Here is a 19,789-nt window from a genome sequence, read left to right as displayed (position 1 = left end):
GTTTTATGTGCAAACCCTACTTTTACTCAAACTGAGCCACTTACTCATTTGTAGCATTTCGTCTGTCAAGGAGGCAGGCATGGCTGAATTGGAGCGGCCGCAGAGGCTGCAGATCATGTTGACCGAAGACGAGTTGGCGGCGCTGGAGAACTGGCGCTTCGAAAAACGCATGCCGAGCCGGTCGGCCGCGGTGCGCGAACTGCTGCGTCGGGGTCTCGCTTCGGACGGGTTCCTGACGGCCGGGTCGGGTGTGCGGTCGCAGGATTTCGGCGTGATCTCGCCGGACGACAAGAATGGCTCCAGCAGCGCCAAGCCGTGAGAGATGCAATCCCGCGTCCGACACATTGCCCAGTCTTCGGCCGGCCCTAGCTAATGCGCATGTCTGGCGCCGGGGGCACTATACGACAGGACGCAAGCGTTGACGCGCGCCTCGCGGCGATCGTTGAGTCCTCCTATGACGCCATCATCGGCAAGGACCTGAACAGCATCATCACCGACTGGAACCAGGCAGCCGAGCGCGTGTTCGGCTACAGCGCCGAGGAAGCCATCGGCCAGTCGATCCTGATGCTCATCCCCGAACATATGCACCACGAGGAAACCGACATCATCGCCCGCATCCGCAGGGGCGAGCGCATCCCCAGCTTCGAGACCACCCGAAGGCGCAAGGACGGATCGCTGATTTCCGTTTCGCTGACCATCTCGCCGATCAAGAACAGCGCCGGCGGGATCGTCGGCGCCTCGCAAATCGCTCGCGACATCAGCGCCGCCAAGGAAAGCGAGCGCCGCATCCGGCTCCTGATGCGCGAGGTCAACCACCGCGTGAAGAACCAGTTCGCTGTGATCCTTTCGATGGTCAGGGAGACCAGCAAGCGTTCGACCGATCCCGCCGAGTTCGAGCACATGATCCGCGCGCGCATCATGGCGCTGTCGCGCTCGCACGACCTTCTCGTCACCTCGGAATGGGCCGGCGCCAGCTTGTTCGACCTCGTCCAGGAGCATCTGAAACCCTTCGGCCATGAGGAGCGCATCTCGCTTTCCGGGCCGCTGCTGACGCTGCAGTCGAACGCGGTGCAGAATCTCGGCATGGCCTTCCATGAGCTCGGCACCAACTCGTCCAAATATGGCGCGCTAGCGGTCGAGGGCGGCCATGTCGAAATCACCTGGAAGGTCGAGACCGGCCCGGATGCGCGCCGGCGCTTCCATCTGCTCTGGTACGAAACATCCCGCGCGCCAGCCGTCGAGACCGCGCCGAAGACGGCTGAGCGAAAGGAGTCCGGCGAGCGCAAGGGTTTTGGCACGGTGGTGCTGCAGCGGGTGGCGCCGCAGTCGCTCAGCGGTTCCTCCACCCTGGAGCGCTCGCCCGGCAGCCTGAAGTGGACGCTCGACGCGCCGCTCGAGGCGATCGTGGTGCCGCAGCTCGGCGCCGACGCGGAGGGCGACTTCAGCGTTTGAGAAACCTGCCTCGGATCTGCGAGGCTAGCGAACCCTCGCGCCAGCTTGGCGCGGCTCGGGGTTTCATCAAGAGGTTGCTAATATATTGGATGGCCCACCGTCACGCTGCCATGTTAAGCTGGGCAGACAATGGTGAAGCTCTTTTTGATCGCGTTCGCCGTCGCTCACAGCTGGTACACCGGCTATCATGATCCGGTCACCGGCTATGAATGCTGCGACGACAAAAAGGATTGTGGGGTCATTGCTCCGCGCTTTGTCGAGCCACTGCCGGGCGGCGATTTCAACGTCCGTACAGGGTCAGGGCCAAAGTCCCGATATTTCATTCCCAAGAACCGCGTCATAGAGAGCGAAGACAGCCAATATCACATCTGCCTGTCTCCCCCGTTTTCGTATATCCGCTGTTTTTTTGCGCCTCATACTGAGGCGAGCCGATAAGCCCTTGGCAAACGATCGGGCATCAGGAATATAATCCTTCCCGGTGCTCATTTCGGAGATCGCCATGGGCAAGGAATACCCCTTCGTGGAAGACACGCTCGGCAAGAAGCTGGAGGCCGGAACTGGCCTGTCGGTCGATTGCCTCACATGCAAGCGGCGCGCTGTTCTGGATGTGGCCGAGCTGGTGAAGCGGCTAGGGCCGGACCACGGATGCATGCATTGGGATCTGATCAAGGCCATCTACTGCCACGAATGCCGCGCCGCCGGCCGCGATGACCGGAACCTGCAGTTCACAAATCACGCGGTGACGCCGCAGCAGCGCAAGGGCTGGACGCCTTGTCCGTAGTGGCCCGACGCATGTTGGGGGCGACCACCGGGATTTATGCCTGAAGCAAGGCGCCGCCATATTGAGCCCAGAGACGGTCGCAGTCCCATTTCCTGAGGCTCGGCGTCCCCGGGAGCCCGTAAAGCACCATCGCACCGCGAACATCGTAGCCGAGCACGGACGCGTTGGCGACGAACTGGATGGCGCGCCCCAGGCTGATGGCGCCAATCCTGGTTTCGATTTTACTGCTGAGATCGATCACCCCGAAGATTTCCGCATCTCCGCCTCTGCCGGCCAAAACAGCCGACGAGATCGCATCGTCCAAGGCAAGGAGCATCGTGGAGTCCCCGTAGCGCTCTTCCTAACTTAGCTCAGCGCAATTGGTTCCCGTCCCTTCAAGGGATTCGTCATTGGCTGTCCATCTCTGGCGGCTTATGCCCCGGCTGCTCGTAACCGGATGACTTGTCGCAAATCCCGCCTGTCGACCGCCTGGTCACATGCGGGGCAAATCATGAAGTGCTCTTGGAACCCTGCGGCGCGCTCTACAGGCCTTCTGTCCGTTGCCCTAGGCAGCCGCCGTGCTGCGTGCAGCGTGACCCTATGGGCGGCGCGTTCCCTCGTGTTGCTGTCGATACCAAGGACCACGTGTTCGTCGCCGGCTTCCTCACAGCGGCGGCTTTTTGCGCGACGCCGGAACCAAGGTCCTTCCGGGCGCTTATTAGTCAGCGCTCATGTTCCGCGCCCTGGCCCGTTGCAAGCCCGCTGCCCGATCTCTCCGGCGGCGGGCTTTTATTTCGCAAAACAGGAACCATTCCGGTCGATCGATGGTTAAGGTTAGTCGTCCGCACCGAGCAGAGGCACGCGGACGTTTGGGAGTGACCATCGCGCTTTCGCCCGGAACAAAGGGAGGCGCGCATGCCCTTCAAAGAGCCTTCGCGCGTGCATATGGATGCGCCCGCTTCAAGCACATTGCAGCTAGGCCAACGGGTTGTCCGCAAGGACAGCCCCGAAGGCGGTACGGTCGTGGAGACCACTGCCAACCAGATCAAGGTCAAGTGGGATCGTGGCCGGACCAGCTATTACAGTCGCGGTGCGGAAGGCAACGTGCTGGCCGCGCCGGCCATGGAATGATGGGGGCCGCCATGGCCTCTCCGACCTATCTCGGTTCCGACGACCTGGACATGCTGACCAGGATATTCGCGGACCATTGCCAGGCCTTTCGCATTCCGGCCGGGCCGGAACAGGATGACGTCGCACGGCGCATCATGCTGCTGTTCATCAGCGGGATAGATGATGCCGACGATATGAAAGCTGCGCTGGCGGCGTCGAGGCCGGTTCACTAGGCCGGGCTCATCCGACCATGCTTCGTATTGCCGCCGCTTTCGAAACGCCGGCCATGCGCTGTCCCGGTCGGCGGCACGTCCTTGCAGAGCGGTAAAAGCGTAATTATATCAATGACGAGCGTGCAATGTCCACGCGGATGCAGTTGCTTTGGTCAAGCTTCATCTATGGAGGTTGTCATGGCAATGATGGAAGCAAGAAAGAGCCTGGACTGGATTACCCTGGTCCTCGCGATTTGCCTGTTCATCTCACCTTGGGTCATCGGATTCACCGCGGCGATGGTGCCTGCGTGGAACGCCTGGATTGTTGGCGTTGCGCTCGGCGCCTTGGCCCTGGCCACGCTTTCGGTGTTCGCCGAGTGGGAAGAATGGGTAAGCGCGGTCCTCGGGCTCTGGCTGATCGTGTCGCCCTGGCTTTTGGGCTTTGCGGCTGACACGCATGTCATGGCCACGCATGTCGTCCTCGGCGTGCTGGTGGTCGTGGCTTCGGCCTGGGCTGTCTGGGACTTCCGTCATCCTCACGCCCATGCGTGAGCGGTGACTGAACGGGAGCCCGCCGCGCAAGCGGCGAGCTCCTGCTTCCGCGAGCGGGCATATCGGGGCATCGGGCTTAACGGCGGCAGGCGTCTTCACGCAATTGCTGCAACCGGAAAGTTTTTCGTGCATTCTTGGGAATGGCCCCGATGCTCCACCCCGACACGCCCGCCAAATGCTGCTCCTATTGCGGCGGCCGCGACCATGATTTCGAGGAATGCCCGAAGCGCAAGGCCGACGCTGAGAAAGAGCAAGAGACAGCGCGAGAAGACCTCAATCCGGCGAACGGGAGATTTGTCTCGAATTGAGCGCGGGCTGCCGCGCCGGCCGGCGTGGAGCTAATGCTTCACGATATGCAGATACTCCGCGCTGAAATCACCGACCTTGACGAGACCTGCCCAGTTGAGGACGTCCAGTTGCCCCTTGGCCAGCGTTATCAGGTCTTTGCGCCGTAGCTGCTGCAGAACGCGATTGACATGCACGAGCGACATGCCGGTGACTTCGGACAGGTTGACCTGTGTCAGCGGCATTCGGCAGGTGTTGCCATTGGCCAATCCGGCTACCTGCATGCGCAGCAAGATCTCGCAAAGAACATGCGCCATCCTGGTCATGGACTCGCGTTGTCCAAGGTTCAAGACCCACTCCCTTGAGATGGCCGCATCGACCAGGACGGTTCGCCACAATTTGGCGGCAAGGTTCGGGTGGTCCAGCGCAAGGCGTCTCAGATGATCGTGGTTGATCGAGGCGACCTCGGCCTTCGCAACCGCCCTTATGTCGCTGTCAGCCAGGTCCAAATGCAGGCTCATGAGATCCGGGAAGTCGCCAGCGATGTGAATAGCGGTTATCTGGCGCCTGCCGGCACCATCCACCTTGGAAGTGGCAAGCATGCCGTCGAGAACGAGGATGCAACTTGTCGTGTGGTCGCCTGCGCGAACCATTGGCTCTTCCGGTCTCAGGGCCACGCGCCGAAGCGGAACTTTTGAGAGGGCTGCAGTTTCCGCCTGGCTCAACGAGCGCGTTTTCTGAAACTGCGTGAGAAGTGGATTGGCAGAGAGCATCGTCTCCTCCTCCGGTTGGGGCGGGAGCACGGATGTTTGTCTCTCAAGCGCCGATGCCATGTCGTTGCCGGCGATGTTAATGAACTAGGGCGTCATTCGTTATTGTCGAATGTTAATTTCCTCCGGTGATCCGCAAGGCGGCGCCCGGTGCGACCGATTCAAGCTTTCGTCGCCTAACATATGATATGGCGGCAGGGATCGCGACCGGCCACGATGGGGGTGTCCAATTTCTACCCCAGGAGTGGACACCCGGTCTGCGATCGAGTGTCACGGCAAGATCGCAGACCGGCCCCTTGCTTTCGCGCGGCCGGTAGAGGCGGCGCCGGGCGCCGCCTCACCAGTTTTAGACGTGCGACGGCCGCGCCTTCCAGGAAGGCGGCGGCATATCTCCATCCTCGATCAGGATGTCCTTCTTCCGGGCAAAGGCGACAAAGATTCCCCTGGCCGTCTCCGCGTCGATATCTCCCACCAGCGCCGCTCTGCACGCGCGGATAGCGGCTTTCTGTTCGGGACTGTTGCCGCACCAATCGGTGGCAAACTGGTAGGCGTCAGCCACGGTGTTGAGCTGACGGGGAAACCCCATGCCGACCCAAACCCGGATCGGATTTTCGAACGGCTTTGAAAGCATCGCGTACCTCCATCGCGAGACTTCAGGCGGCCAGTCCGCCGCGGCCGCTGACGCTGGCCATCCATGGCGGCGGTGCGCTCAGCTCTTCGAGAATCCTGGCTGATTTTGCGAAGCCGCAAAAGGCGTCTCTCGCGGCGCTTCGCGGGTAGTCGCTGTCGAATGCCCGTTGGCAGGCTCGCAGCGCCGTGTCGTAAATCGGGCCGCGCCTGTTTTTCGGCCATTCGTAGAGAAATTCCAGCGCGTCCTCGATGCATGCGATTTCCTGGATGAGGCTGTCTCCGCTCTTTACGAAAACAGGGCTGTCGAACATCCGGTCGTTCATAAGATCCTCCAAATCGAACGAACAATTGAGTGTCAGGAGAGTCGGGACCTACAGCGCTGTCCCTGGCCCAACTGCGATATGGGTTTGAGGATTTTGGTCGTCAAGAGGGTTCGCGAAGGCGCCTTTCGATGGCTCTCAGCTGAACCAGATTTGTCGGCAATCCGCTAATGCATGTCGCCCAAAACTGCGCAGCGGTTTTGGGACAACGACATGCATAAAAACAACAACCTAAAGCGCGTCGCATGAGGCTGTTCAGACGCGACGCGCTTTAGGTCGCCTTGTCGACCAGCGGCGTTTTCCGCTTGGGTGGCACATAGCGCGTCATCAGCCTCAGCGTGTCGGCATCCACCGTAACCGGTACGCCCAGGTTGACGGTGACCTTGTTCTCGTCGACCCGGGTCACGTCGCCCACCAGCTCGATCGGCTGCCCCCTCGTCACCTCGGCCCTCTCGACGATCGAATGGGGCTGGCCATAGGAAGGGATGGACACGCTCACCCGGTCCTCCGAGACCCGCCGGCGCACTGTCGCCGTGATCGCGACCTCATCGCCGATGTTGAAAGAGCCCTTTGCCATGAAAGGATTCTGGAGCGGACAGCGGGGTAGTCAAGCGCTTGCTAATGGAACATCGGGCCATCGGTGAGGTTTGACTTATCAGTCGGCGCGAGCTGCTTCTCTTCCAGCGCGCGCTACGTCGGGTGGGGTGTCATCGCAACCAGGCCCACACTGGAAATGCGTGTCCATAGGGAGACCCGGTAAAGAGCCCGTCTGGGGCCGTTGTGTTGGGCGGGCTCTTTCAGCTTCGAGCTGCTCCCTCTCAGCAACCTGTACAGGCCGCGAATGCCGCCGTCGGCCGCGATGACCGGAAAGCCAACGAGCATTGACGCCAGACCGACGCAAAGTCCTTGCTCCTGGCGCAGGATCCTACCGCGCGCTGTCTGTTCGCCGCCGGCGCCGGCTTCTGTTGTCGGTGGTCTTTGGCCCTTCAGGATACGGTAGGGATGGGCTTCCTTCGGCCGCAAACAAAATTCCGCCGCCCTCGAAGGCCCGGCGGACAGCTGCGACCGTGCGGGGATGCGGTTTCCTCGCGCCATTTTCCAATTCGCTGATCGTCGTTTCGCTGAGATTCGCCTTGGCGGCAAGTCGCACGCGCGACCAGCGCAACAGGGCGCGTGCGGCTCTGACCTGGTCGGCGGAGAGTTGGTATTGGCTGTCCATAGGGGTGGAACATTCAATATCCCTAAAATGTTCCGCGCTGGCATTGGCTAACCCATCGTGATTGAGGGAAAGCTCGCCTGCCACGCCGCTGAAACCTGCCACGGTGGAACCGCGCCAGGCGCCAGATGTTCCTGTTGATCTGGATGATGACAGGGATGAACAAAATGGCGGCCCCTCGCGCTGTATGGAAAGGTTTTCTGAAGGTTGGTTCGGTCTCTTGCGGCGTCAAGCTCGTCGGAGCGACCAGCGAGGCCGGCAAAGTTCATTTCAAGATTCTCAATCGGGAAGACGGACTGCCCGTCAAGAGCGCGTATGTGGATGAGGAAACCGGCGACGTCGTGCCCCCGGAGGATCAGATCAAGGGCTACGAAGTCGAGAAGGGCGATTTCCTCGAGATCGAGCCCGATGAAATCAAGAAGCTGAAGCTCACCTCGCAGCATACCTTGGAGGTGGAGGGTTTCGTTGCGATCGACGATATCGACACGCGCTATCTCGAAAAACCCTACTACCTCATTCCCGCCGATGGTGCCGCGGTCGAGGCTTTTACCGTGCTGCGGGAAGCCATGGCCAAGAAGCGAGTGGCAGCCCGATCCTGCGTCGTGCTCTATCAGCGCGGCCGGGAGGTCGTGATCCAGCCTTTTGGCAAGGGCATGCTGCTGACCGAGTTGCGGACCCATAACGAGATGATCTCGGAACGCAGCGTCTTCGGCGATTTGGCGAGTCCCAAATACGACAAGGATCTCTTGGAGATCGCCGGCCTCCTGATCGACAAGAAGGTGACGAAATTCGATCCCTCCAAATTCGAGGATACCTATGAGGATGCGCTGATCGCGATGATCGACGCGAAGCGTAAGGGCAAGAAGCCGCCGAAGCCGGCACCTAGGCCCAAGGAAAACGTCGTTGACCTCGCCGCGGTTTTGAAAAAGAGCCTCGCCAAGGAGGGGATCAAACCAGCATCAAAGTCGAAGCCTGCCCGGAAGTCGGCCTGAGTTCGCGCGATCCACGGAGCCTTCTTGCCATCCACTTCGATTAAGAAATCAGAATACGATCCGGCAAACAGGGTTTTGTCGGTTTGGTTTGTGGCCAGCGGCAAACGCTACGATTTTGAGGAGGTGCCGCCTGAGACTTATGAGGCATTTCGATCCGCGTTTGTCAAAGGCCGCTTCTTCAACGACCATATCCGCGGTCATTTCCGCTATCGCCGCATTGCCGACTAGGTGTCTAGTTCAAGCGGCTCATGCTCGTCCTGGAGCTGATGCCACATAATCTGTCGGATGTCTTTGCAGTCGACGACTTGGCCGCACGTCTCGCACCGATAGAAGTCCGAATCCTCCGTGGAGCCCGGCTGCCGGTGCAGCGTGACCCCTTTGGGAGGGCCGAGTTCGGAAAGCCTCGTCATCCCCGAAGCTTCCTTGCCGCGCGCTCAAGCGTCTCCCGGTCGTTGCCGTGCTTGGCGATCAGTTCGCGAACCTGCTGGGCCGTCAACCCGACCTTCTGAGCGAAGTATTCAACCTCGTAATCCTCGTCTGCGGACACTCGGTCGCGGTCCCGAAAATCGCGCTTGGTTTCGTCGTCTGCCATGCGGTTCCTCCTGTCAGAAGAAACAGCGATTGCCTTCGAATGTTCCTTGTTGCTTATTCAGCAATCGCTAACGGAACGTCCGCGCTCGTGCGATATTGATTCAAATTCGAGTTGCGTGAGAGTGACGATGCGTAAGCCCGCCGGCGGCCTCCGGCTGTCCTTCATTCCCCCGCTGCTGCCGACTCTGGTCGACAAGCCGCCAGAGGGCGACGGATGGATTCACGAGGTGAAGTTCGACGGCTATCGCTCACAGATCATCCGCGACGACGATGGCGTTCGCATCTTTACGCGCCGCGGGCTCGACTGGACAGCCAAGTACCGGGATCTTGTGAAAGCGGCCGGGGAGCTCAATGCCGAAAGCGCCATCATCGACGGCGAAATCGTCGTCTTGGATGAGGCGGGACATTCCGACTTCGGCGAACTGCGCCGGGCCATCACCGCGCGCCAGCACGACCTGTACTTTGTGGCGTTCGATCTGCTCCACCTGAACGGCCACGACCTGCGCGACATGCCGCTGATCGATCGTCGCGATATCCTCGAGGCATTGGTACCGCCCCGACAGCGCATCCAATTCAGCCAAGTGTTGCCAGGCGATGCGAAATCCATTTTTCATCTGATCGACCAGGCCGGACTTGAGGGCATGGTTTCAAAGCGCAAGGACAGCGTTTATCGCAGCGGCAATTCGACAGCGTGGCTTAAAATCAAATCCTATGCCGTCGATGAATACGATTTGCTCGGCGTCGAGCGGGAGCCCGGCAAACCGGCTTTCGCTCTCATGGCCGAGCGCAGCACAGGGCGCTATGTTGGCGCAGCGTTCATCACGTTAAACCGCGAGATGCGGGAACGGCTGTGGCAGCGGGTGCAGGAGCATTCCGGACCGGGGCCGAAAGGAATGAAGCGGCCGGCAACCCAATGGGTCAAGCCTGGTCTTGTTGGACGCGTGAAGCACATGCGCGGCGAAGAGGATTTACGCCATGCGTCGCTGCAGGACTTTAGGGAGGAATAATATCGCTGTTGATTCACATTCGTTAAAGCTGGCAGGCTCAGGAGGGCGCACGCTGCTTCAGCCCGCTCATCCCTCACCAGCGAGGCAAAGACCCGGCCTTGGAATGTTGGGACGAGGCCGGGTCCGTTGGGTTTGGCGGGGGCTCTGTTGGGATCGTTTCCCATGTTGCGGACAAGGACACCTTCGTCCTGGAGGTATGCCTCTTCAGTGCTGTGCCGATCTCGATCTGGATGGCAGTGATGTCGGCCTACCTGTTCGGCTAAGGAAGCGGGGCTCCGGCAGGGCCTGCTTTGGAACATTTCAATCGGTCCGACGTTGCCGGCCATGGTCAAAAAGCAATTCAACGACAATCGCTCATCCTTCGAATTCGACGTCATGCGCGAAGCGTTCAAGCGTTGGGTGGATGAGGATAAGGTCCCCGAGGATCAGTGGCGACCCCGCGTAAGGAAGCTGGTCCGGATAATGACTGGCGACGACTACGTTGATCCCAATATGGTCGAGTGGATTATCCGCAAAAGCCCCGCCGCTGATAGGGATCGACGCTAGAGCCTTGGCCATTGTGAAATTCCTCCGGCAACAGCGGCGCTAGGTCGCCTATGGAATCCATGTCATCAGGTCATTGTCTATGCCAGGGCGTACGCTATGAAATTGCGGGTGAGCTTGCCCAGCCCATAGCTTGCCACTGCACCCAATGCACGCGCACCAGCGGGAACTTCGCAGTCATGGCGGCCTGTGGTTCGGCGGATATTAGGCTGTTGGCGTCGTCGACCCTGCGTTGGTACCGCTCGTCAGACAAAGCCGAACGCGGCTTCTGCTCGCGCTGCGGCAGCAACCTATTCTGGAGGGCGGCTCCAGGCAGTGAGACCTTCGTCGCTGCCGGGACCCTTGACCCTCCGACAGGTCTGCGCCTCAGCAAGCATATTTTCGTCGGCTCGAAATCCGATTTTTACGATCTAACCGACGGCCTTCCCCAGGAGCAGGAGGGTTAGGATCATTCGCGAGGCGCGATGATTGCAGCCCGTCGCGAACGTTGAAGAGGCCTTCGCCCCGGAAGCGAGCAACGTCTTATTAAAGCAAGCGAGCGCTAATGGAGCATCGGGCGCGCGCTCCGGTTGGTTCCATCGGGCGGTGCGCGGTTACACTCAGTGTTTCCCTGACGTTGCCGGCGATCCACCACGCCGATCGCTAGCCAGCACCGGGTCGCTTATTTTAGTTGAGACTAACAAAAGTTATCGCCAAGCCTCGCACAGCCCGGTCATTGTTCGAACTCTCCGCTCCGTTCGAAGCGGAGGATGGGAGGAGCCGGCCTTGAGCTGGCGGGCAAAAGGCAGGCCACTTGGCCCGTTGCGCGGACCACAGGCCGCTGCGACGGGCCAAGGTCGCTTGACCCAATAAGGCGGTCCATGTCGCCTGCTTGTTTGCATTTCTGACATCCGCCCAGCCCCTGACTTTTTCTGGGATGGTCGAAGACCGGGCGTTGAGCCGGTCTATAGTCGCGGGCGGGGGTACGCGGGTGGCGGATGTCGTCTCAATACGAAGCGGTGCGGAGCCTGCCGTCTCGGCGGGCCGCTTGCGGTTGCTCGCCTTCATCGCCATCGCCGGCTTCATGATCGCCGGCCCGGTCGCGGAGCAGGTCTTCGGGGTGCAATCGGCATGGCTTCGCTCCTGGACCATGTTCAGCGCGATCGGGCTCGGCGTGGTCGACGCGTCCTTTGAAATCCGCCAGCCTGACGGCGCGCTTGCCCCGCTCGACCGCTTCGCGATGCTCGGCGCTCGTCGTGACGGCAGGCTGAAGTGGATCGACAGCGGCGAAGAACTGGCGTTGGTCATCAAGCGGCTCTGCACCGCCGCAGGGCAGGGGGCCGACATCCGTGTCCGCGCGCGCCAAGCCACGCGCGGCGGCTGGCAGATCATCCATACCGATACCGAAAATGCCTGCGCAGACTGACGCCGCCGCTGACTGGTCCGGCTGGCGTCTGGCGCACGCCATGGCCGCGCGCTTCGTCCACTGGGCGGTCGACACCGAGGGCTCGTCGCGTTCCTCCGCGTTGATCCGCATCGGCCTTGCGATGCTGTTCTGGTCGCGCTGGGCGGGCGAGCTGCTGCTCTATATGGACCAGTCGCCGGCCGGCCTGTTCCTGGCCGCCAACTTCTTCGTCGCGACGACGCTGCTCTTCGTCGGCTATCAGAGCCGCGTCGCCGCGGTCTGGACAGGCGCCGTCGGACTGGCGATGTACCATTATTTCGGGTTCCAGCTTGGCCGCGAGCCCTGGACCCACCATCACACCTATCTGCTTGCCGTCTCGGCGCTGCTGATCGCGCTCACCCCTTGCGGCGCCTCCTATTCGCTGGACCGCTACCTGGCGGTGATGCGCGCCGAGCGCATGGGCCTACCGCCGCCGGCGGAGCGCGGTAATCTGTTGGGCTTGCGGCTGATCGTGGTGCAGCTCTCGGTGCTCTATTTCTTCGCCGCCTTCGACAAGTCGGGCTATGCCTTCTCGAGCGGCGCGCGGATCGAGGCGATATTCCTCTGGTACTACGCAGGTTCTGACTATCCGGCGATCCCGGGCCTTGCCTGGCTCGCCACACTCGTGTCGCTCGCCGTGGTCGCGCTCGAATACAGCCTTGCCTTCGGCCTGCCGTTTCGCGCGACAAGGCGCTACCTGCTGCTGCCGGGCCTGGCCTTCCACGCCATCATCTATGTGACGCTGCCGGTCTATACGTTCAGCGCCACCATGGTGCTGCTCTATCTCGCCTATTTCGATGCCGATGCCGTCGACAGGGTCATTGCGCGGCTGCAGGGGATCGGGCCGACAGCCGGAGAGGAAACTTCGTGAAGCGTGGTTTGTTGTTTTCTGGCGTCGTCGCGGCGGCCATCGGCCTGGCCATGGGCGGCGGCGCGGCGCGTGCCGGCGATGCGAGTGACTATTACCCCAAGCGTGTTTGGGGTTCCTTCGAAAATGGCCAGATGAACACGTCGCTGCTCGTGTTCCGCGACCTCAACCGCAACGGTGTCTACGATATGGGCGACCGGCCGATGTCGCGTGCGGCCGTCGAGCTCGACAAGCCGAACGGCAGCACCGTCATGCGGCTGACCAATGCCGGCGGCTTCGCCAATTTCCGCATGTCGGTCAGCCAGCGCGATTTCGAGGTGGTCGATCCCGGGCACTATGCGTTCCGCGTCGTGCCGCCGCCGGGTTATTCCGTCACCACCGGCAATGCCTGGCAGGAAAGCGACTATGTCGTCTCGCCCGGATCGCCGGGCGACATGATCGCTACGCGCACCACGCACCCGGTCGGCCTCGCGGCGGATCTGACGATCAGCGGCGCGGCCGCCGGGTCGCGCGTTTCGCTGACAGGGCCGGACGGCGTGGCGTCCGCCGCCAAGGTCGGCCCGGACGGGCGGTTCAGCACGCCGGTGACACCCGGGGAATGGCTGGTCGATTTTTCGGCAGGCGGGGCGACTGGGCGGCGGCATGTGGTCGTCGGCGCGGCGCCGGTGGTGCTCTCGGCGTTTTCGGGCAAGCCTGCCGAGGCGCCGCTGCCCGTGGCGCATGTCGTCGGCTTCGACGACCTGATGACGTCGCCAGGTGTGTTCGAGGTTCCGTCGGGCTATGGCGGGCTCAACTGGTACAATCTCGTTGCCATGCACCAGCGCTTCACCGACGGTCCGGGCTACGTCAACACCACCATGTCCGGCGAATTCATCGCCTATAACAGCTCAGGCCACCCGGCGCAGGTGTTCAGCGACAAGCCGTTCGATTTCACGGGCGCCTATTTCGGCGCCGGCTGGGACGACGCGGAGGGCGAGACGCTCATCCTCAAGGCCTGGCGGGGCGATGAGCCCGCCTATGAAGATCATCTGACGCTGTCTGCCAACGGTCTGGTCTATTTCGCGGCCGACTACAGGCGCATCACGCGGCTCGAGATCCGCACGCAGCATTACTGGCAGGCCGCGATCGACGATTTCGCCTACCGCACCGGCCCGTAGAGCGGGCAGGGGAGCGGTCGCTGCTTCCGGCCATCGCCGGAGCCTTGGAAATCGGCTGATGCCTGTCGACCAACTGCACGGCCGTCTTGGAGCAACGACTTGCCTCAAAGCATGAACTTGAGCGCGTCACGTTGAGCGCGATCCGCTTTGAAGCCGGGCCGCGTCAGCAAGAGGCTCGCGACGATGTCCCGCATGCACGGGGGCCGCCGTCCGAACGCCCGGTTGTGTCGTGATGCTCGCCGCCATTGCCGCCGGAACTGCCGTTACCGCCCGTGCCACCACTGCCATTTCCAGCGGAGCCGCCATTGCCGCCGGTTCCACCAGTGCCGCCACCGCCGTTTCCGGCCGAGCCGCCATTGCCGCCGGTCCCGCCAGTGCCGCCACCGCCATTTCCGGCCGAGCCGCCACTACCGCCGTTTCCACCGGTACCGCCACCGCCGTTTCCGGCGGAACCACCGTTGCCGCCGGTTCCACCAGTGCCGCCACCGCCGTTTCCGGCCGAGCCGCCATTGCCGCCGGTCCCGCCAGTGCCGCCACCGCCATTTCCGGCCGAGCCGCCACTACCGCCGTTTCCACCGGTACCGCCACCGCCGTTTCCGGCGGAACCACCGTTGCCGCCGGTTCCACCGTTGCCGCCGCCACCGCCATTTCCGGCGGAGCCGCCGTTGCCGCCGGTTCCGCCGGTGCCACCGCCGCCACCATTCCCACCAGCGGAACCACCGTTGCCCCCATTGCCGCCGTTGCCGCCCGCGGAGCCACCATTGCCGCCGTTGCCGCCATTGCCGCCGTTGCCGCCAGCGGAGCCGCCATTGCCACCATTCCCGCCATTGCCGCCTGCCGCTTGCGCCAGGAGCGCGCGCTTGGCGTCCTGCAGCATGGCTTTCGCATCCATCGGCCGGTGGAGCCCGTCTTGCGGCTCGGGCAGTACCGACGCCGCGCGCGTCGTCATCGGCTGCAGCATGGTCGATGCCAGCAGCGCCGTCGCCAGAAGGGGAAAGGATCGGCGCCCGATGCGGGCATTGGCCATGAAGGCGAAACCGAAGCGTCCTGCCGACACTCGCCCGGCAGGCTCCGAACCTGTTTTGATCGACATGATACCAGTCACCCGCGAAACCCGGGCGGGACTATAGACGGGTTGAACCGCTGTTCTCGACCATCCCAGAAATAGTCAGCTGCTCGACGCGGTGCCCGCGCGGCCGGCGTCCACAGTTCATTTGTCGTGCGCGCCTCTCACGACACGCCCTGCCGCCTCGGCGAACGAGATGTCGCCCTTGATCTCGCGCATCGCCATCGAAGTCACCGTGCGGCGCACGCCGGGCAGGCGGCTGAGCTCCTCGCGCAGCATGCGGTCGAGCGCCATCATGTCGACGGTGACGATCTGCAGCAGATAGTCGGCCTCGCCGGTCGTGGCATAGCAGCGGCGGATCAGCGGATGTTTTTGCACTGCCGCCTCGAAGGCGTCCGACACCTCGAAGTCGATCGACACCTGGATGAAGGCCTCGATGCCGAAGCCGATCCTGGCCGGATCGATGCGGGTCGAGTAACCCTTGATGACGCCGGCCTCCTCCAGCGCCTTCACCCGTTTCCAGCATGGCGTCTTGCTCAGCCCGACCTCCTCGGCCAGCTCGCCGAAGGAGATTCGCGCGTCGCGCTCGAGCGCGGCCACTATTCTGCGGTCGAGGGCGTCCAGTATCGTTCGTTCTCCCATGTGGCCGGAAAGGCCGGACTTCGTCCTTCATTTCATGCCATTTGGATAACGAAAAGGAACAATGTTCAAGCGCAAAGCGCTATGCTTGGGGCGAGATCGCAAACCATGCCCGCGCGAGGAGATGAGCCATGGACAAAAAGGACTATCACGCCCGCATCGAGACGCCGGAAATGCGGGACTACGGCGTCTACCTCCAATGCGACAAGCTGCTGACCTGCCAGAAGCCGCTGTCCGAAATGGTCAATGCCGACGAATTGCAGTTCCAGATCGTACACCAGGTCGAGGAGCTCTGGATGAAGCTCATCGCCTACACGCTGGTCGACGTGCTCGATTACCTGGAGAAACAGGACACGCACCGCATCGTCACGCTGATGGGCCGCGTGCACCGGCTGATGCGCATGATGACGGCGCAGCTCGATCTCTTGGAGACCATGTCGCCCAAGGAGTACCAGCAGATCCGCCTGCAGCTCGGCAATGGCAGCGGCCAGGAATCGCCGGGTTTCAAATTCCTGCTTCGCCTGCCGCCGGATCTTTGGCGGGCCTTCCGGCATGCTTATCTCGACGGCCGCGGGCTAAGCGTCGAGGACGTCTACGACGCCCGTTACGATCACGGCGATTCCTATGTCGTGGCCGAGGCGCTGATCGAGTTCGACGAGCTGTTCCAGAAATTCCGCGCCAACCACCTTTATCTCATCCACCGCTCGATCGGGCTGGGCTCGAAGTCGCTGAAGGGCAGGCCGGTGGAAATTCTCGAAGGCGGCGCCCGCCACCGCTTCTTCCCCGAGCTGTGGGACATACGCTGCGACATGACCGACCGCTGGGGCGCCGAATACGGCACCGTGCGGGAGTCGATCAGCCATCCGCCGCAGGCGAAGGCGGGGTAGGGGCGGGCTCCCCCTTCTCCCCTTGTGGGAGAAGGGGGCCTCGCGAAGCGAGGTCGGATGAGGGGTGCTCCAGGGAATGCCGGCGTCTCACTCCGCTGGAACACCCCTCATCCGTCTCGGCGCTGCGCGCCGATCCACCTTCTCCCACAAGGGGAGAAGGGAAGGGCGCCGCGCCTCTCGCCCAACAATTTTCCCACCCCCTGTCGGAACCATCGCCCTTCGTCCGTCCTTGGAGCACATCAACCGCTTCAACCATCCGGAGGGATATTCGTGGAAAACACCCAATCGACCTGGCAGACCGTTGTCATCCTCATCGCCCGCCTGATCTTTGCCGCCATGTTCGCGATGGCCGTCGCCTTCAAGTTCATGGATATGGGCGCGACCGCCGGCTACATCGCCGCCGCCGGCTTTCCGTTCCCGCTGTTCCTGGCCTGGTGCGCGGCGATCCTCGAAGCGCTGCTGGTGATCGCCTTTCTCACCGGCGCCTTCATGACGCCGCTGGCGCTGATCGGCGCGGTCTATGTCGTCTTCCTCGGCTTCGCCTTCCACGGTCCGTCGCACTGGGCCGCGGAGCAGGCCGAGTTCGGCGCCTTCATGTCGCATTTCCCCTTCGCCGCCGGCCTGCTCTACGCCGCGGCGCACGGCCCGGGCAGCGTGCTCGCGCTCAAGCAGGGCTGGCCTGGCCGGGCTTAAATCAGGAAATCAGGCGGGCGATGAACTCTGACCGGCTGCCATCCCAGCCGCAGGCAAGGCATCGCCCGTTTTCGAACCGGTGATCGCAATTGGCATAGCCATAGAGGCGGTGGGCGCACTCAGGGCAGAGATTAGCCATTGTAGTGGTCTCGGCGAAGTAAGTGCTCCCGCACTCGTCGCAAGTTTTGATCGAAAGATCGGTCATAGGCTGGTCGCTATCGGAACACTTCTGCCACGTCGGAGAGGCGATACCGCCGCAATACCAGGAAGCCGGTCACACCTGTGATGAAAGGGACGAGCAGCCCGGCATAGGCCCAAGGCTTGAAAGCTTCGACATCGCCTCCCCAATAGGCGCTGATCATCAGAAGCATTACCTGGGTGACCGCAAACGAAAGAACGAATTCAGCCAAGAATATACTGCTTAGGACTATAAACCCGGGCTTGAACCGTGTTGCCGGGGAAGAAAAGGCCACGATGAAGGAAACGATAAAGGCCAGGACGAACGGCGCGGCCGGATTGCGGGCGACGGTGATTTTCAAGACATAAACCTGCGAGAGCGCAATCAAGCAATCACGGTGGCCGCGGCAAGGGCGGCGATATTGATCAACAGCCACTTCAACCAGTAATTCATCGTGCCCCCAGGAGTCTCCGCCGCCAACATAGGCTGGATTCTCCAGGCGGCGCTAGATCCTGATCATCAACTCACATCTGATCGTTATACGGCTCCTTCATCTGCCCGACCATGCGGGCCAGCTTGGAGAAGGACGGCATGTCCGCTTCGGGCTGGCACTGGTTGGCGAGCTCGAGCAGCCGGATTGGGAAGTTGACCGCGTCGCGGCTCGACGCCGACATGCCTTCCGACCGGTCCTCGCCGGTTTCGACGGCCTCGGCCTTGCGCAGCGCGATGTCGATTTCCTCGACGGTGAGCACACCTTTCTTGACCAGCACATGGTTGATTGCCGCGACGGCCATCAGCAGGCCTTCGAGCTGGAGATTGGCGACGTTCATGGTGCTTCCTCCCATTGACCTCGCCACAAGAACGCATGAGCGGCGTTTCCGATCCGGTGGGTTGGGACGCCTACGCCTCCATCAGCCGTTCGCCATACTCGCTCCAAAGCTGCCGGATCTCGCGCTGGCCGAGCGGCGGCGTCTGGCGGTCGCCATAGAAGATGGCGACGGCGCTGAGGTCGTACTGGCCCTCGGCCTGGGCGATGAAGCGGATCGCTTCGCCGAGCGGTCTCGAATGAAAGAACGGATCGGCCTGGCCACGGCCAAGGCTGCGAACGCCCGAAATGCTTGCAGGCACATGCCGCATCCGAAAAACGGATGCCATGGCAGGTCTGTCCATGCCGCTCTCCGCGATTCCCCAAGGGAATGATCCCATAAGCTCCGGCTAATGACCAGCCCGGGGACAACCGGCCAAGGCGACAAGGCAGGGACGGCACAACCGTGGAAAGAAGAGGCCGGGCACAGCGGCCCGGCCTCGTCCGCGCGGCCGCCATAAGGCGGCCTTCGCTTGCTACTGTCGAAATCTACCGGTGCCAGCGGCGGAACCACTCCGGCTCGGGCTCGGAACTGCGGCTGATCGCCATGCCGGCCAGCACCCCGACTAGGCCGCCGATCAGCATTGCCGTCGAGAGGGTGCCGGGATTCTGCTGCACGGTTTCCGATACGCTATGCGCCTGGGTGCGCAATTGCCTCGCCGCGCGGGAGGCTCGGTCCGACGCGCCGCTGTAGAGGTCGGAGGCGCGGTCGGCCGCGCCCTGGTACCAGCCCTGCGCGGTCTCGGCGGCCTCCTCGGCCTGGTCGGACAGCGCGCGTTTCAAACGGCTCACCTCACGCTTCAACTCGGTGATCTGTTTCTTCATGGCATCTTGGGATGCCCTGGAAGACCGCGTACTGCTCCGCGACGCACCGCTGGCCCGCGATGCGGCGCTGCTGCTCGAACCTGCGTTGCGTTTACGGGCCGCGCTGCTCGCAGGCGTGCCTGTGCCGTTTGCCGCGCTGCCGGTGGTGCTGTCATTGTCTGCCATGGGGTTTCTCCTTTTGCCCGTTGCAACGGCCGGCAAGCTGCATGGTTCCCGATCGGCATGCGCGCGGTCGGACGCCGGGTCGAAGCCAAGAATGGGCCGCAGGAAACCCTTCGGCCCATTGCGCGACCGTCAGGTCGACGCGTTACAACCTACTTGCCGCAATTCTTGTCGTTGACGTTCGGCTGCACGGTCGTCGCCGTGGTGCTGTTGGCATCGCCCTGCGCGCCCTGCGGGCTGTTCGGGCAATTCCTGTCGGCGTCCGAGTTCATGTCGCCGCCGCTGATACTGCCGGTCGTACCGGTATCCGGCGCCATCTGATCAGGCGGTGGAGTTGCCGGCGTCCGCGGGTCGACCGTAATGCTCTGGCCGCTGCCGCCCGCGCCGTCGGTCGAGTTCGCTGTCTGGGCCAGCGCCGCCGTTGCGAGGCCGATGGTCAGGGCCGAAGCTGCAAGAATCTTCGTAAGCATGATCTTCTCCTCTGTTGTCTCTTGCAGGGTCTGTCGCGTTGCGACCGAGGGTGGACCCGTCGGATCACGGTTGGTTCCGACAAAATTCGTGCAGCTTTTCGGCTGATGGTTCAATC

At 62.4% G+C, this 19,789-nt stretch carries 31 protein-coding genes; 16 read left to right on the top strand and 15 right to left on the bottom strand.

Annotated elements, in window-relative coordinates; all coding sequences use genetic code 11:
* The first annotated feature begins 79 nt into the window (after positions 1-79).
* From EN869_RS28455 to EN869_RS28440, 4 genes are all read left to right on the top strand, one after another.
* Complete coding sequence (locus tag EN869_RS28455; RefSeq protein WP_127230563.1) at positions 80-319, top strand: hypothetical protein; 240 nt, start codon at positions 80-82, stop codon at positions 317-319.
* A 59-nt stretch (positions 320-378) separates the two neighbouring features.
* Positions 379-1,452, top strand: coding sequence for a PAS domain S-box protein (locus tag EN869_RS28450; RefSeq protein WP_127230564.1), 1,074 nt, complete (start codon positions 379-381; stop codon positions 1,450-1,452).
* A 129-nt stretch (positions 1,453-1,581) separates the two neighbouring features.
* A complete protein-coding gene (locus tag EN869_RS28445) occupies positions 1,582-1,887 on the top strand; it encodes a hypothetical protein (protein ID WP_127230565.1) in 306 nt (101 codons plus the stop codon).
* 64 nt (positions 1,888-1,951) lie between these two features.
* A complete protein-coding gene (locus EN869_RS28440) occupies positions 1,952-2,233 on the top strand; it encodes a hypothetical protein (protein WP_127230566.1) in 282 nt (93 codons plus the stop codon).
* A 34-nt stretch (positions 2,234-2,267) separates the two neighbouring features.
* On the opposite strand, the gene EN869_RS28435 is transcribed toward EN869_RS28440, so the two are convergent.
* A complete protein-coding gene (locus EN869_RS28435) occupies positions 2,268-2,537 on the bottom strand; it encodes a hypothetical protein (protein WP_245512382.1) in 270 nt (89 codons plus the stop codon).
* Between the two features lie 590 nt (positions 2,538-3,127).
* Between EN869_RS28435 and EN869_RS28430 the strand changes: the two genes are divergently transcribed.
* The 3 genes from EN869_RS28430 (at position 3,128) to EN869_RS28420 (ending at position 4,086) form a co-directional block, all read left to right on the top strand.
* Entirely contained in the window at positions 3,128-3,343 is a 216-nt protein-coding gene (locus tag EN869_RS28430) for a hypothetical protein (RefSeq protein WP_127230568.1), read from the top strand.
* A gap of 11 nt (positions 3,344-3,354) precedes the next feature.
* The gene (locus EN869_RS28425; RefSeq protein WP_127230569.1) at positions 3,355-3,555 is read left to right on the top strand and encodes a hypothetical protein; all 201 of its coding nucleotides are present in this window, start codon (positions 3,355-3,357) and stop codon (positions 3,553-3,555) included.
* A 177-nt stretch (positions 3,556-3,732) separates the two neighbouring features.
* A complete protein-coding gene (locus tag EN869_RS28420) occupies positions 3,733-4,086 on the top strand; it encodes an SPW repeat protein (RefSeq protein ID WP_127230570.1) in 354 nt (117 codons plus the stop codon).
* Positions 4,087-4,424: 338 nt separating this feature from the next.
* On the opposite strand, the gene EN869_RS28415 is transcribed toward EN869_RS28420, so the two are convergent.
* The 5 genes from EN869_RS28415 to EN869_RS28395 form a co-directional block, all read right to left on the bottom strand.
* The gene (locus EN869_RS28415; protein ID WP_167498655.1) at positions 4,425-5,144 is read right to left on the bottom strand and encodes a Crp/Fnr family transcriptional regulator; all 720 of its coding nucleotides are present in this window, start codon (positions 5,142-5,144) and stop codon (positions 4,425-4,427) included.
* A 343-nt stretch (positions 5,145-5,487) separates the two neighbouring features.
* Positions 5,488-5,772 (bottom strand): DUF982 domain-containing protein, encoded by a 285-nt coding sequence (locus tag EN869_RS28410; protein WP_127230572.1) that lies wholly within the window; start codon positions 5,770-5,772, stop codon positions 5,488-5,490.
* A 22-nt stretch (positions 5,773-5,794) separates the two neighbouring features.
* Positions 5,795-6,094 (bottom strand): DUF982 domain-containing protein, encoded by a 300-nt coding sequence (locus EN869_RS28405; RefSeq protein ID WP_127230573.1) that lies wholly within the window; start codon positions 6,092-6,094, stop codon positions 5,795-5,797.
* 268 nt (positions 6,095-6,362) lie between these two features.
* Positions 6,363-6,668, bottom strand: a complete 306-nt coding sequence (locus EN869_RS28400) for a hypothetical protein (protein ID WP_127230574.1) — start codon at positions 6,666-6,668, stop codon at positions 6,363-6,365.
* 348 nt (positions 6,669-7,016) lie between these two features.
* Positions 7,017-7,412: a helix-turn-helix transcriptional regulator gene (locus EN869_RS28395; RefSeq protein WP_245489613.1), complete on the bottom strand. Its 396-nt coding sequence runs from the start codon at positions 7,410-7,412 to the stop codon at positions 7,017-7,019.
* 62 nt (positions 7,413-7,474) lie between these two features.
* On the opposite strand from EN869_RS28395, the gene EN869_RS28390 reads away from it, so the two are divergent.
* Together EN869_RS28390 and EN869_RS28385 are read left to right on the top strand one after the other, a co-directional pair.
* Positions 7,475-8,299 (top strand): Ku protein, encoded by an 825-nt coding sequence (locus tag EN869_RS28390; RefSeq protein WP_127230575.1) that lies wholly within the window; start codon positions 7,475-7,477, stop codon positions 8,297-8,299.
* Between the two features lie 24 nt (positions 8,300-8,323).
* Positions 8,324-8,527 (top strand): KTSC domain-containing protein, encoded by a 204-nt coding sequence (locus EN869_RS28385; RefSeq protein WP_127230576.1) that lies wholly within the window; start codon positions 8,324-8,326, stop codon positions 8,525-8,527.
* A gap of 178 nt (positions 8,528-8,705) precedes the next feature.
* Here EN869_RS28385 and EN869_RS28380 read toward each other — a convergent pair whose 3' ends face one another.
* Positions 8,706-8,891 (bottom strand): DUF3606 domain-containing protein, encoded by a 186-nt coding sequence (locus EN869_RS28380; RefSeq protein ID WP_127230577.1) that lies wholly within the window; start codon positions 8,889-8,891, stop codon positions 8,706-8,708.
* Between the two features lie 127 nt (positions 8,892-9,018).
* On the opposite strand from EN869_RS28380, the gene EN869_RS28375 reads away from it, so the two are divergent.
* Positions 9,019-9,897, top strand: coding sequence for an ATP-dependent DNA ligase (locus EN869_RS28375; protein ID WP_127230578.1), 879 nt, complete (start codon positions 9,019-9,021; stop codon positions 9,895-9,897).
* Positions 9,898-10,251: 354 nt separating this feature from the next.
* Here EN869_RS28375 and EN869_RS28370 read toward each other — a convergent pair whose 3' ends face one another.
* Positions 10,252-10,455 (bottom strand): hypothetical protein, encoded by a 204-nt coding sequence (locus EN869_RS28370; protein ID WP_127230579.1) that lies wholly within the window; start codon positions 10,453-10,455, stop codon positions 10,252-10,254.
* A gap of 38 nt (positions 10,456-10,493) precedes the next feature.
* On the opposite strand from EN869_RS28370, the gene EN869_RS28365 reads away from it, so the two are divergent.
* The 4 genes from EN869_RS28365 (at position 10,494) to EN869_RS28350 (ending at position 13,888) form a co-directional block, all read left to right on the top strand.
* The gene (locus tag EN869_RS28365; protein ID WP_127230580.1) at positions 10,494-10,886 is read left to right on the top strand and encodes a GFA family protein; all 393 of its coding nucleotides are present in this window, start codon (positions 10,494-10,496) and stop codon (positions 10,884-10,886) included.
* Positions 10,887-11,410: 524 nt separating this feature from the next.
* A complete protein-coding gene (locus tag EN869_RS28360; protein WP_127230581.1) occupies positions 11,411-11,845 on the top strand; it encodes a hypothetical protein in 435 nt (144 codons plus the stop codon).
* Complete coding sequence (locus EN869_RS28355; RefSeq protein WP_127230582.1) at positions 11,829-12,734, top strand: HTTM domain-containing protein; 906 nt, start codon at positions 11,829-11,831, stop codon at positions 12,732-12,734. Before EN869_RS28360 ends, EN869_RS28355 begins: the two co-directional genes overlap by 17 nt.
* Positions 12,731-13,888, top strand: a complete 1,158-nt coding sequence (locus EN869_RS28350; protein WP_127230583.1) for an SdrD B-like domain-containing protein — start codon at positions 12,731-12,733, stop codon at positions 13,886-13,888. The genes EN869_RS28355 and EN869_RS28350 overlap by 4 nt, the downstream gene beginning before the upstream one ends.
* Before the next feature lie 163 nt (positions 13,889-14,051).
* Here the strand turns inward: EN869_RS28350 and EN869_RS34625 are convergent, their stop codons facing one another.
* Together EN869_RS34625 and EN869_RS28340 are read right to left on the bottom strand one after the other, a co-directional pair.
* Positions 14,052-14,981 carry a hypothetical protein gene (locus tag EN869_RS34625; protein ID WP_189341270.1) on the bottom strand — a complete coding sequence of 310 codons (930 nt, stop codon included), beginning with the start codon at positions 14,979-14,981 and terminating at the stop codon, positions 14,052-14,054.
* Between the two features lie 117 nt (positions 14,982-15,098).
* Entirely contained in the window at positions 15,099-15,596 is a 498-nt protein-coding gene (locus EN869_RS28340; RefSeq protein ID WP_167507113.1) for an Lrp/AsnC family transcriptional regulator, read from the bottom strand.
* A 128-nt stretch (positions 15,597-15,724) separates the two neighbouring features.
* On the opposite strand from EN869_RS28340, the gene EN869_RS28335 reads away from it, so the two are divergent.
* Positions 15,725-16,480, top strand: coding sequence for a tryptophan 2,3-dioxygenase family protein (locus tag EN869_RS28335; protein WP_127230584.1), 756 nt, complete (start codon positions 15,725-15,727; stop codon positions 16,478-16,480).
* Between the two features lie 270 nt (positions 16,481-16,750).
* The gene (locus tag EN869_RS28330) at positions 16,751-17,173 is read left to right on the top strand and encodes a DoxX family protein (protein WP_127230585.1); all 423 of its coding nucleotides are present in this window, start codon (positions 16,751-16,753) and stop codon (positions 17,171-17,173) included.
* A 215-nt stretch (positions 17,174-17,388) separates the two neighbouring features.
* Here the strand turns inward: EN869_RS28330 and EN869_RS28320 are convergent, their stop codons facing one another.
* From EN869_RS28320 to EN869_RS28300, 5 genes are all read right to left on the bottom strand, one after another.
* Positions 17,389-17,712 carry a hypothetical protein gene (locus EN869_RS28320; RefSeq protein WP_127230587.1) on the bottom strand — a complete coding sequence of 108 codons (324 nt, stop codon included), beginning with the start codon at positions 17,710-17,712 and terminating at the stop codon, positions 17,389-17,391.
* A 163-nt stretch (positions 17,713-17,875) separates the two neighbouring features.
* A complete protein-coding gene (locus EN869_RS28315; protein WP_041009568.1) occupies positions 17,876-18,181 on the bottom strand; it encodes a hypothetical protein in 306 nt (101 codons plus the stop codon).
* A gap of 70 nt (positions 18,182-18,251) precedes the next feature.
* Positions 18,252-18,521 carry a hypothetical protein gene (locus tag EN869_RS28310; RefSeq protein WP_127230588.1) on the bottom strand — a complete coding sequence of 90 codons (270 nt, stop codon included), beginning with the start codon at positions 18,519-18,521 and terminating at the stop codon, positions 18,252-18,254.
* A 184-nt stretch (positions 18,522-18,705) separates the two neighbouring features.
* Positions 18,706-19,206: a hypothetical protein gene (locus EN869_RS28305; RefSeq protein ID WP_127230589.1), complete on the bottom strand. Its 501-nt coding sequence runs from the start codon at positions 19,204-19,206 to the stop codon at positions 18,706-18,708.
* A 149-nt stretch (positions 19,207-19,355) separates the two neighbouring features.
* Positions 19,356-19,673: a hypothetical protein gene (locus tag EN869_RS28300; RefSeq protein WP_127230590.1), complete on the bottom strand. Its 318-nt coding sequence runs from the start codon at positions 19,671-19,673 to the stop codon at positions 19,356-19,358.
* Between the last annotated feature and the right edge of the window lie 116 nt (positions 19,674-19,789).

The organism is Mesorhizobium sp. M2D.F.Ca.ET.226.01.1.1, from assembly GCF_004022705.2.
Lineage (GTDB): Bacteria > Pseudomonadota > Alphaproteobacteria > Rhizobiales > Rhizobiaceae > Mesorhizobium.
This window is presented reverse-complemented; position numbering and strand designations above follow the sequence as displayed.